At 34.2% G+C, this 12,159-nt stretch carries 13 protein-coding genes; 3 read left to right on the top strand and 10 right to left on the bottom strand.

The window, feature by feature from the left end; genetic code table 11:
- The first annotated feature begins 8 nt into the window (after nt 1-8).
- Nucleotides 9-332, top strand: coding sequence for a TM2 domain-containing protein (locus H7355_RS06915; RefSeq protein WP_186646032.1), 324 nt, complete (start codon nt 9-11; stop codon nt 330-332).
- Between the two features lie 91 nt (nt 333-423).
- On the opposite strand, the gene groL is transcribed toward H7355_RS06915, so the two are convergent.
- The 9 genes from groL to trmB form a co-directional block, all read right to left on the bottom strand.
- Nucleotides 424-2,058 (bottom strand): chaperonin GroEL, encoded by a 1,635-nt coding sequence (groL, locus tag H7355_RS06920; protein WP_186646033.1) that lies wholly within the window; start codon nt 2,056-2,058, stop codon nt 424-426.
- Nucleotides 2,059-2,120: 62 nt separating this feature from the next.
- Nucleotides 2,121-2,408, bottom strand: a complete 288-nt coding sequence (gene groES, locus H7355_RS06925) for a co-chaperone GroES (protein WP_130612245.1) — start codon at nt 2,406-2,408, stop codon at nt 2,121-2,123.
- Nucleotides 2,409-2,656: 248 nt separating this feature from the next.
- Nucleotides 2,657-3,205: a hypothetical protein gene (locus tag H7355_RS06930; protein WP_186646034.1), complete on the bottom strand. Its 549-nt coding sequence runs from the start codon at nt 3,203-3,205 to the stop codon at nt 2,657-2,659.
- Nucleotides 3,206-3,298: 93 nt separating this feature from the next.
- Nucleotides 3,299-3,796: a deoxycytidylate deaminase gene (locus tag H7355_RS06935; protein ID WP_186646035.1), complete on the bottom strand. Its 498-nt coding sequence runs from the start codon at nt 3,794-3,796 to the stop codon at nt 3,299-3,301.
- Nucleotides 3,793-5,409, bottom strand: coding sequence for an acyl-CoA mutase large subunit family protein (locus H7355_RS06940; RefSeq protein ID WP_186646036.1), 1,617 nt, complete (start codon nt 5,407-5,409; stop codon nt 3,793-3,795). The genes H7355_RS06935 and H7355_RS06940 overlap by 4 nt, the downstream gene beginning before the upstream one ends.
- Nucleotides 5,410-5,432: 23 nt before the next feature.
- Nucleotides 5,433-6,218 (bottom strand): hypothetical protein, encoded by a 786-nt coding sequence (locus tag H7355_RS06945; protein WP_186646038.1) that lies wholly within the window; start codon nt 6,216-6,218, stop codon nt 5,433-5,435.
- A gap of 138 nt (nt 6,219-6,356) precedes the next feature.
- Nucleotides 6,357-7,484 (bottom strand): tRNA epoxyqueuosine(34) reductase QueG, encoded by a 1,128-nt coding sequence (gene queG, locus H7355_RS06950; protein WP_186646039.1) that lies wholly within the window; start codon nt 7,482-7,484, stop codon nt 6,357-6,359.
- The gene (locus H7355_RS06955; protein ID WP_186646041.1) at nt 7,481-8,404 is read right to left on the bottom strand and encodes a cation diffusion facilitator family transporter; all 924 of its coding nucleotides are present in this window, start codon (nt 8,402-8,404) and stop codon (nt 7,481-7,483) included. Before H7355_RS06955 ends, queG begins: the two co-directional genes overlap by 4 nt.
- An 11-nt stretch (nt 8,405-8,415) precedes the next feature.
- On the bottom strand, nt 8,416-9,117 hold the full coding sequence (trmB, locus tag H7355_RS06960) for a tRNA (guanosine(46)-N7)-methyltransferase TrmB (RefSeq protein ID WP_286190706.1): 702 nt from the start codon (nt 9,115-9,117) through the stop codon (nt 8,416-8,418).
- A gap of 125 nt (nt 9,118-9,242) precedes the next feature.
- Between trmB and H7355_RS06965 the strand changes: the two genes are divergently transcribed.
- Both H7355_RS06965 and H7355_RS06970 read left to right on the top strand, forming a co-directional pair.
- On the top strand, nt 9,243-10,148 hold the full coding sequence (locus tag H7355_RS06965; RefSeq protein WP_186646045.1) for an OmpA family protein: 906 nt from the start codon (nt 9,243-9,245) through the stop codon (nt 10,146-10,148).
- A 179-nt stretch (nt 10,149-10,327) separates the two neighbouring features.
- A complete protein-coding gene (locus tag H7355_RS06970) occupies nt 10,328-11,170 on the top strand; it encodes a follicular epithelium yolk protein subunit (protein WP_186646047.1) in 843 nt (280 codons plus the stop codon).
- Nucleotides 11,171-11,215: 45 nt separating this feature from the next.
- Here H7355_RS06970 and H7355_RS06975 read toward each other — a convergent pair whose 3' ends face one another.
- Nucleotides 11,216-12,094 (bottom strand): hypothetical protein, encoded by an 879-nt coding sequence (locus H7355_RS06975; RefSeq protein WP_186646049.1) that lies wholly within the window; start codon nt 12,092-12,094, stop codon nt 11,216-11,218.
- Between the last annotated feature and the right edge of the window lie 65 nt (nt 12,095-12,159).

The raw sequence follows: 12,159 nt of genomic DNA on the forward strand, positions 1-12,159 counted from the left end.
GAGAGTTTATGTCCTCACAAATAAAAGCCTCAGATGAAAAATATTGTTCAGATTGTGGCAAAATTATAAAAGTCAAAGCTGAAATTTGCCCTGGCTGTGGTTGCAGACAATCAGCAGTCCAACTTAAAAATGGAAGAAATAGGGTATCAACCGCATTATTTGCTTTGCTCTTAGGAGGTATTGGTGCGCATAAATTTTATTTAGGAAAATTTGGCGTAGGTCTCTTATATATTCTTTTTTGTTGGACTTTAATTCCAGGAATCATATCGTTTATTGAAGGAATCCGTTTAATCTGTATGTCAGACAATGAGTTCGTTAATAAATATTCATAAAAAGTATAGATATGAATTTTATTTATTTTTTTAAAATAAAAACCCCGAATTCAATTGAACTCGGGGTTAATAATCATTTCTTAAAAAGAAATTACATCATGCCTGGGTAACCAGCACCTGGTGCAGGAGCTGCTTTGTCATCTTTTGGACGCTCAGCGATCATGCACTCAGTTGTAAGTAGAAGCGAAGCAACAGAAGCTGCATTTTGCAATGCTGAACGAGTTACCTTAGTTGGGTCGATAATACCAGCTGCTACCATGTCTTCATAACGCTCTTCTTTAGCATTAAATCCGTAATTTGCTGAAGTACTTTCACGTACCTTATTCACAACCACAGATGGTTCATATCCACCATTTGCAACGATTTGACGAAGTGGTTCTTCGCAAGAACGTGAAATGATATCAATTCCAAAACGCTCGTCGTTATTAGAGTTTGCGCGAAGAGTTTCGAGCACTTTTTGTGCACGAATAAGAGCAACTCCACCCCCTGGAACAATACCTTCTTCAACTGCAGCACGGGTTGCATGCAATGCGTCTTCAACGCGTGCTTTCTTTTCTTTCATTTCTGTTTCAGTTGCAGCACCAACACGGATAACAGCTACACCACCAGAAAGTTTTGCAAGACGTTCTTGCAATTTTTCGCGGTCGTAATCAGAAGTTGAGTCGACGATTTGTTTGTTGAGTTGCTTAACGCGCGCTTCAATATCTGCTTTTGCCCCTTGGCCATCAATAATAGTTGTGTTGTCTTTGTCACAACGCACACGTTTTGCAACACCAAGTTGTTCAATTGTTGTTGCTTCAAGTTTCATTCCAAGTTCTTCAGAAATAACTGTTGCACCAGTAAGAATTGCAATATCTTCGAGCATTGCTTTACGACGGTCACCAAAGCCAGGAGCCTTCACTGCTACAATTTTAAGATTTGCACGGAGACGGTTAAGAACAAGAGCTGCAAGAGCTTCGCCTTCAACATCTTCAGCAATAACAAGAAGTGGCTTGCCGGTGCGAATAATTTTTTCAAGAATTGGCACAAGGTCTTTTAAAGAAGAAAGTTTTTTATCGAAAATAAGAACATACGCATCTTCGTAATTCACTTCCATTCTTTCAGCGTCATTTACAAAGTAATTGGATAAATATCCGCGATCGAACTGCATACCTTCAACAACGTCAAGCGTTGTTTCCATACCTTTTGCTTCTTCGATTTGAATAACGCCTTGCTTGCCTACTTTTTCCATAGCTTTTGCAAGAATATCACCGATGTATTGATCGGAGTTCGCTGAGATTGTCCCCACTTGTGCAATTTCATTGTGACTTGAAATTGCTTTGCTCGCTTTCTTAAGTTCAGCAGTGACAGCGCTCACAGCCTTATCAATCCCGCGCTTTAAGTCCATTGGATTGTGACCTGCAGCAACGAGTTTAACGCCTTCGCGATAAATAGCCTGAGCAAGAACAGTTGCGGTTGTTGTCCCATCTCCTGCGATATCAGAAGTCTTTGAAGCAACTTCCTTAACCATTTGTGCGCCCATGTTTTCAAACTTGTCTTCAAGTTCGATTTCTTTAGCAACAGTCACACCATCTTTTGTTACATTTGGTGAACCAAAGGACTTATCAATTGCTACGTTACGACCTCTAGGCCCCATTGTAACTTTTACAGCATCTGCAAGGGTGTTCACACCAACAAGAATTTTTTTACGAGCATCTTCACCAAAATTAATCATCTTAGCTGACATGGATATCTCCTAAAGTTTTTTATATATATTAAGCCCCAAAATAAAAAAGGGGGTGTTGATTCTTAACCAATAACGCCAAGTACGTCGTCTTCACGAAGAATAAGATGATCTTCGCCTTCAACTTTGATTTCAGTACCACTGTATTTGCTGAAAAGAACACGATCTCCGACTTTAATATCGATGGCACGTACTTTGCCATCAGCAAGCACCTTTCCATTGCCAACGGCAACAACAGTTGCTTCAACTGGTTTTTCTTTAGCATTGTCAGGAATCAGAATTCCTCCAGCTGTCTTAGTTTCTTCTGCCACGCGTTTCACTAAAATACGGTCGGAAAGTGGACGAATCTTCATAATGAGCCTCCAAAAAGTGGAAATAAACCACAACATTAAAAACTTAATTTTAAAGGTGAGAGGAGACTTCCCCCCGATACCTCAGGTGGAAAATAAGCGCTCGCTCAAAGGTGTCAAGGCTGTTGGGTGAATAATTTTTTTTTATTTCTTTTCACTTAAAATAAAAATAGTTTTTAAAATATTCAAAACGAAATATAAATAAAACTCACTCAAGAAATCAGCAAATTGCTATGTCTATTACTTTATGTTTAAAGTGGCAAAGGAATATTAGAAAGACCTATTTGCTTAATCGAAATATCTTGGTTTTTGGTACGCTTTACAGAATAGACTGCGCCATTTTTATTATTTAATACGATTGCAATTGGAATCGATTTTGCATCACAATAAGCCACGATTAACTTAGAATTTGAGATTGAATTTATAAAAGGCTGTATGGCTTGATTATTTGCGTCTATTATTTTTCCAAGCTTTGCAATAATTCTGTTATTATTAATTAAAAATAAAATATTATTTCTATTAAAGGCAAGAATATTTTGATTCAATTTTGAGTCTATATATTCTTCATCGTCAAATAAATAGATGGGAGAAAGATTGGGAAACTTTTTTTGAAATTCATGACTTAATTTTGTAAAACTTTCCGTAGTATCAGAATCAGGGATGCGGTAATCCAAGTTTTTATATTTTTGTGGAGTATTACTTATTAATACAAAGTTATTGTCGTTTTTTTCTTTAGCAATTACTGTTTGAAAAAACAAGAAAGACGATACGCAACCGATTGAAATTAAAAAACTTTTCATAGTCTCTGGCACCTAAGTTTATTTATAAGCCCCTATCCAAAGTCTATTTAGCTGAAAATACGGATGAGCGCAAATGATTTTGTTTAAGAGTTATTACTTAACTTGGCGAACTTCCACGTCACAAGCTTTTAAAAAATCCATAACAAAATCGTAATCCTCATTCTTATAAGCCTTCTTGAACACAACTCTTTTTACACCAGCTGTGATGATAGCTTTTGCGCAGTCTCGACAGGGGCTGTAGGTACAATATAAAGCAGAATTCCTAAGATCTTGTCGCGAAGCTGCAATTGCATTGATTTCTGCATGAACCATAAAAGGATATTTATCTGGGCGTAAGTTTGGTAGTTTTTTATCATCACAGCCAGGGGGAAACCCATTGTATCCTGTCGCTAAAATTCTTTTATTTTCATCAATAACAACAACACCGACCTGGGTTTCACCATCATGACTCCGCTTGGAAACTGCTTCCGCTATGTCTAAAAAGTAATCATCCCAACTTGGGCGTACAACTGGCTTCCGATTGTCGTAATTAATTTTTATCACTGGAAATGATTTTCTGTCTTCTTTTAATTGTGTCACAGTATTACTCATAATATTACGCTTTCTTTATACTCACCAAAGACTTCTCTTAACGTATTACAAATCTCACCGATACTTGCATAAGCTCTTACGGCAGACAATATATATGGCATTAAATTCTCTGTCCCTTGAGCTGCATTTTTTAATTTTAATAAAGATTCTGTAACAGCAACAGAATCTCTATTATTTTTTATTTTTTTTAAATTTTCTATCTGCATTTTTTCTACAGTATCCTCAACTCTAAGAAGCCCTTCGTGAGGATTTTCTTCAATAATAAATTTATTAACGCCAACAATTACGCGATCTATAGATTCTATATCCTGTTGATATTGATAAGCAGATTTTTGAATAGAAGCTTGAACATATCCTTGCTCAATTGCTCGAACCATTCCTCCGAGAGAGTCTATTTTTTTGATAATTTCAACAACTTCATTTTCAATTCGGTCGGTCAAAGCTTCAATATAATAGCTTCCCGCTAAAGGATCGACTGTTTCAGCTACGCCACTTTCATGTGCAATTATTTGCTGAGTTCTAAGCGCTATACGTGCAGATTCCTCAGTTGGTAAGGCCAATGCTTCATCTTTTGAGTTCGTATGTAAACTCTGTGTCCCGCCTAAAACTGCCGCAAGTGCCTGAATAGTCACACGGACAATATTATTTTCGGGTTGCTGAGCCGTTAATGTTGAACCAGCAGTTTGTGTATGGAAACGCAACATAAGACTTTTGGGATTCTTAGCGCCAAAACGCTCTTTCATTATTTTTGCCCAGACTCTTCGAGCAGCTCTGAATTTCCCTACTTCTTCAAGTAGATCTGTATAAGCATTGAAAAAGAAAGAAAGCCTAGGAGCAAATTCATCCACATTTAATCCTACTTTGACAGCGGCCTCTACATAGGCAATTCCATCTGCAAGAGTAAAACCAACCTCTTCAGATGCAGTACTTCCTGCTTCACGAATATGATAACCACTGATTGAGATTGTATTCCAAAGGGGTACATGTTCCTTACAGAAAGCGAATATATCGGTGATAATACGCATAGATTGTTGAGGTGGAAAAATATATGTTCCGCGTGCAATATATTCTTTTAAGATATCATTTTGTATAGTGCCACGTAATTTATGACTACTGATACCTTGTTTTTCAGCCACTGCAATATAAAGAGCTAATAAAACTGCTGCAGAAGCATTGATTGTCATAGAAGTTGATATTTTATCTAACGGAATGCCATTAAATAGTATCTCCATATCAGCAAGTGTATCAATCGCAACTCCAACTTTACCAACTTCACCCGCAGCTTCATCACTGTCAGAGTCATAACCGATTTGAGTGGGCAAATCGAAAGCAACACTCAAACCCGTTTGACCTTGTGCCAGTAAATATTTATATCTTTTGTTACTTTCTTCGGCACTGGCAAAGCCTGCGTATTGCCGCATTGTCCATAAACTGCTGCGATACATTCCTGAATGAACCCCACGTGTAAATGGATACTCTCCAGGAAAATTAATTTTGCTTAAATACTCATTATCAGTCATAGCATTTTTAGGAAAATAAAGTTCATCTATCACAGATCGAGATGCTGTCACAAACTCTTTTTTCCGTTTTAAATCGCTTCTTGAAGATGACATTTATTTTTTCCTTCAACTGCATTTTATTTTTTCATTACCTTTTTATTGACAACTCTTCCAGGGAAATCATCCCAAAAATTATTTGCAAAAACTCCATTTATGAGATCTGACCAACTTGGGAAATATTTTTTTTCGGGTGGATTTTGCAACGTCAAACTCCCATCTTTTCCCCAAACAAGTTTTGCGTTGTTTGTATCTACTAATAATACAGAAAATCCACCCGTTATAGAATAAATTTCATCAATAAAGTTTGATTCAATTTGGTTAACCACCACAATGAGCGCTGTATCTGCATTCATCACTCGAGCAGTTAATGTATTTAAATTGTCAATCCATGTTGGTTCAGTCGCTAGGCAATATGAATAAAATTCTAGAAAGTTATGTCTTGATAGGCAGGAAGAAGTTATAAGAGTACGAACGGACGATTCACGTGATGAAAATCTATTTGCAACATTTTTCATTGATTCGTTTAATTTAGTAAGAACATTTGAATTACTTTTTAACAATGCTTTTTGTACAACTTCAAATGGATATCCATTAATATTCGGCTGCCCCTCAAACGAATCAATCACTTTTTTTTGCAATAAAGCTATAATATTTTCAGAAGATATTGTTGCAAGATCAATCGATGTTGTTTTTGAAGGATCTGGAAGAATAAATGGTGGAACAGCAATAATAGCGGCTGGATTTACGGCTTCATAACCTGTTTGTATACCAGAGGGAAGCGTCTTTGAAGTCTGGCATGATATAAAAAAAATGGAGAAAGTTACAATAAAACTTATCTTTATCAATATGCTATTTTGCAGCATTTTATTTTCCTTAACAGCTCATACTCATCTTCAAGAGGTAGCAAGTTATTATTTATTAAGTTACCTTTGATAGAATACATTTTTTAAAACACTTGGAAAGAACAAAGCTGCCATCACGAATCAACAAAAGCAAGCCTCTCATAAAGTTTCATTTAGAAAATTGCGTATTTGTTTAACAGTTTCTGAAATGAGATTGAAGTCTGAGTTTTCATGATGACTTAATATGCACTTTATATTCTCATCTTTAACTGCATATAAATGATATAATGCATTTCTGATAAGTCCTTGATATTTTGCTCGCGTTGCAGCAGTACCACCAAACCACTTTTCATATTCTAATGGGGTCATTAAAGCAATATTATGGATTGTTAAATTTAAAAAATTTTTATTGAAATCAGAAAAATCTTTTAAAATACCAAAATCATTTGTAACTAAATTATAGGGACACACATCTTGGCAAATATCACATCCATAAATCGTCTTGGCAAAATGCGATAAATACTTTTTTGGTACTATTTCTCTGTGTTCTATTGTTAAATATGAAATACATTTATTAGCATCTAAATAATAAGGTTTAATTAGTGCATTAGTAGGACAAGCATCTAAACATTTTTGACAATCACCACAATCTAAACTTGCGATTGGACTCAATTTGTTTTTTAATTTCTTTTCAACTATTTCAGAGTAAGATAAATCAATAAGGAGTGTCGCTATAAAAAAGAAACTTCCCATACCAGGACGAATAAGCATAGTATTTTTACCAACAAACCCCAGATGAGCCTCTCTGGCATGAGCCCTATCGAAAAAAGGAATCGAGTCTATAACTGGTCTAAATGCAAATTTTTTTTTAAAATGCTTTTGCAATTCTTGGGCAATTTTCTCTAAATTTTTTCTTAATACCTTATGATAATCTTTTCCATAAATATATTTTGAAATTAATTTTTTCCCAATTAAAGAATTATTTTTAATTTTAATTTCTTGCGTGTTTATTTTTCTATTTCTTACCCGCTGTCCTAATGAGTAGGGAAAAAGAAAAATAAGAGCAGTCTTTGAATTTTCCAAAATAAATGAAGGATCTTTTCTCACATCAATATTATTTTCTAAAAATTTCATCCCTGCATGAGAATTTTCACTTATCCACTGCTCAAAAGCTCTTAAATCTTTTTCAAATATGCTTAAAAATTTTTTATCTTCAAAAGAAAAGACGCCTGTAGCATGAGCATCATATTTTTTAAAAAGCTCAACTATTTCTGGTTTTATTTTCATTTTTCTGGTCTTACACTACTCGGATCAGCATGTACAATAACATCTCCCTCAAATTCAGAAGATAAAACATTTTCAATATTCTCTATTATAATATGAACTTCATTAAACAATAAATCCTCAGGTAATGTAACATGAAAGTCGAAGAAGTATCTATGTCCACTTTTCCGTGCGCGGAAGCGATGAATATCCAAAATACGTTCATCTGTTCCTCTCACAATTTTTTTAGCTGTTTCTTTTATATCTTCTGGAATGTCATGATCCATAAGTTCATTAATGCTTGTTTTAACTAAACCAAAAGAACCATAAATAATATATACAGAAAATATCAAAGCAATCACTGGATCTAAAATGGAATATCCAGAAACAGCTATTAATAAAAGTGCTAAAGTTGAAGAAATATTTGTCACGAAATCTACTTTATAATGTTCAGCATCAGCAATAAGAGCAGGGCTCTTTAATTTTAGTCCATTTACTTTTAACCACTTTGTCACAAAAAGACTTACAAAAGCAGCAAAAATAAAAAATACTATCTGCTTCCAGTCTGAATGGTTCGCTTCAAGTACAAGACCCGATAAAACATCATAAATCTGCCTTACACTTGAAACGACTATGGCAATCCCACCACCAATAATGAGGCTGCCTTGACCTAAAGCTGCTATACTTTCAGCGCGTCCGTGGCCATAGGGGTGATTGTGGTCTGGATCAAGTCGCGCAAACTTTACAATTTTGCGATTTACCAAACTAACAATCATATCCATTGTGCTATCAAGAGCAGAAAGTGCGACAATCAGTGAACCGGTCATAAAAAAAAGCGTGAGTTTCCCCAGTGCTAAAAAAGCGGCACAAAAAGCGGCAATTAATGCTGCTTTTTGTGCCGCTTTTGAGTTGGAATGACCATCTTTTGTTAATTTATGGAGCATGAAAATTCTTTCTATTGTTTAAGAAAAACTCTTTGATAAAAAGGAACTCCTTTTGCAGTAAAAAGTTTTTGAAATGCGGTTTCGTACGAATCACCCTTAATGTTGCGTGGTTTTGACAAAGGGGAAGAATCATGTGCATCATCTGGTATAAAACCTGCACTTAAAACAAATTTCTCTGTTTCTAAAAAGTAAGGCTCGTGATCTGTTTTAAACCAGAAGAATCCACCTGGTAAGAGCTTTGCATATAATAACTTTATAAAATCAGATTTTAATAGCCTATTTTTTTCATGTCTATCTTTAGGCCAGGGGTCTGGGAAAAAAACACAAATACCAAGAAGAGAATTGTCAGGAACAATGTCACTTAAAAAAGATTTTCCATCACAAATAGCTATCCTCCCATTTTCAGAAGCATTTCTTTTGAGTTTACGTGCAGCTTTCACAACCCTTTTATAAGTAATATCTAAGCCTAAAATATTTATATCTTTGTTATTTTCGACAAGTTCAAGAACAGTCTTGCCCATATAACAGCCTATTTCAATAACAATTGGTTTAGACATATCGGTAAACAATGAGGTGTATTTTTCATGTAATTCAGTTTGAGTTAATAAATATTCAGATAAACCCAGAGCTTCTTTCAAATAAGGATTTTCATGCCTATCTGGAGCTTTCTCACCTTTACGCAAATTATCTATAATTGTTCCAACTTTTCTCATCAGCAAAAATCTTCCGTATTAATTCTTAAAGTCTTGACAAATTAAAAAATTTGCCCACTGGTTCAAGCGCAGGTTGCCGAAAAGATGGCAAGGGATCAAGTCTAAAATGAGCTATTAGGATAATTATGAAACGAAAATTGATTTTTAAATCATTTATTCATTTTGCCAAACCAATGGGAGCTTTTTTAGTCTGTTTATCCCTTACAAACGTATGTTCAGCATTGTCTCTTATAAGCTATTTTTTTCAAACTTCCTATCCAAATGAAGAATGCACTCCTGCCTCACTTGAGCCACAAACACTTAAGTTAACTTATTCAGAACGTTCAAATATAAAAAATGAATTTAAGGTCGGTTGGGACTTATACACAAATAAAAATTTGGCGTATTACCAAAAGCCTTCAATTGGAGGTGAGGTGCAAATTGCTCGATGTTTACCGCCAGGTAGATGGGTCTATTTAGGCAGAGGAAATGTAGAAAATGTAAATGGGAATACGGTGGAAGCTACAATAAAAGGGATCGATATGATTCAAGGAACTACTGCCACGATACCTAAGAAATTTATTGAATCTGGAAATTTTTATTGGCGCCCAATGGCTGGAGACAGTGTTTTTCCTGTTGAAAAATCAATATCCAAAAAAATATCAATAAGTCCTAAAATTGAAATAGCTTATGAAGATATTTTTGTAAATTTAGGGAATGGTGAATATTCTTACGATTTTACTCCAGAAGGAGAAGAATTTCTCAATAATAAATTTAATCTTTTTAAAAAATTAAATGGAAGATTAGAAGTAGATGGTTTTTATATCGCAGCAGGCAACAGCGAAGATTTAAGATTAGAATCTTTGATGCGAGCTCAAGCTGTTGGAAATTATTTTATAAGAAAATTTAAACTTAATCCCGACCAAGTTGTGACAATCGGCTACGGCAATGATTGGCTTCAATCTGGCATGCAACCCGTTAAAGCTTGGCCAAATCGGAATTTAATGCGTGGGATCATTTTGAAAATATTGCCTGAAAGTGCTGATTATTAAAAATTTAAACAGCCGCATCTCAAGTTAAAAAATAAAAAAATATAATTCCAAATTTCAAAAGTGCTACTTGCAAAATATTTTAAGCCGTTGTAATAAATAGAAAATAACGAATTAGAAAACGACAAATTTATGTATTTATATTTATTGTCGTCGCAAAATTAAATAAAAGGAGGGATAGAGTGCCACTTAATTTAGAAATTATTTCAGGCTCTGACATTTACAATACACAAGTATTGCCTTTTGGTTATGAAGAACACTTCATAACTCCCGAAGAAAGAGAAATGTTTAATATAGGAAAAGAGTCACAACTTAAGAACGCAGTTGAAAAACATTTAGGCGAACGACCTGAAGATGTTCACTTATTAGCTGAGGAATCCCCTTGGGGCAAAATATATAATGAATACAATTGGTCCCCAGTAAAAACGAGTTATTATGTTGCCGATATAACTATTGCAGACGTTAGCCAAGAAACAGTGATCATCAGTCAAAAAGAGTTTGAAAATAAAAGCTCTATTGTTGCTACTTATAATGCCTCAATCACTGAATCTGTCGCCAACACGATTGAAAGCACATGGAACAGTTCAAATAAACTTTCTGCTGGCTTCAATATTAAAGGGAAATTTTCAATTCTTGCCGTAGAAACGGAAGCAACGACCTCAATTGGCTTTGAGCACACCTGGGGGAAAGGGGGAACGACGCGCCATATGACAACAGTCGGCACATCAACGGGATTATCTGTTACTTTAAAACCCAAAGAATCGGTCATTGCTGAACTGATTGCAACACGAGGAAGATTAAAAGTTAAAATAAATTATAATGTTGTTCTATCAGGATATATTTTAGCAAACTACTATCCACCGTATAAAGATCATCATTTCTGGTTTATGACAATTCATAAAGTGCTTGGTAAGAAGCATACTAGAAAAGTAACAGAAAATATATTAATCAATTACTATTCAAATACAAAAGTAGTTTTAAAAGACAAGAAAAGTTCAAAAATCATAAAAAGCATGAACATTTAGTGGAAGATTATGCTTGATAAAAAATAATAAGTGTTAAAGTAAATATCATCTTAATTTCTTTAATACTTCAACAGCGCTTATATCTTCTCCTTCAGGAATACCGAGTTTTTGCATAACTGTTAGCTCTTCAATTCCTCCTTTGTCATCCGCTTTTCTTTGGATCTCTAAAGTCAAATCTTTGATTTTAAATAGATGACAATCTTCGATAAAATAATAGCTTTCATGAAAAGTAACAACTTTACGATTTAAAGAACCACATAATTTTTTTGGTGATGGCAAGTTTTTTCTAATTCTCTCTTCACTTTCATTTATATTTAAATATGTTTTTTCAACTATTATTGCATTGCCTATGGGGAATTCACGAAGGATCTGAGGAGCCAAAGTATAAATAGGTCTACTTTTTTCACTAAATCTTAAAACATCACTATATTTTTCAAAAGGTCTTCTCTTACATTTATCAATATAATAGTAAATGATATTGTCTGAAGTTAAAATACTTTTATCATAATTTTGGCATAAATATTTAAAACTGATAGAATTATTTTTTTCAAAATCGTTGTAATAATCTTCAAAAGTATAATTTTCACCAATTGGAATTAGAGAGAATACTTCGCTTGTCAGATTCACAATATGCTTTTTTCTTATTTGTACAAATTTATTTACGACTTCTGAATTTTTGACGGGTCTAAGTTTACAATCATTTAGATAATAAATACGATCTATATAAGACACTATTCTATTGCGTAATTCTGCACAAGCCACTATTTTTGATTTGATAGTATCCATTTTAATATCATCATCACCTAAAGTAACGAGTGATTTTTTATTTTGTTCATTTGCAACTGAAACATTATTACTAGAAAATAATATAAAACACATAGCTAGCAAGAAAAATGGGAAAAATCTTTTAAAAATAATATTCATTATAATCTCTTAACCCGATCCTAGTTTAAGTTATGAAAAAAAATCATAAGCTTCTAAACACTTAC

Origin of the sequence: Fluviispira vulneris (assembly GCF_014281055.1) — a bacterium.
In the GTDB taxonomy this organism is placed as follows: domain Bacteria; phylum Bdellovibrionota_B; class Oligoflexia; order Silvanigrellales; family Silvanigrellaceae; genus Silvanigrella; species Silvanigrella vulneris.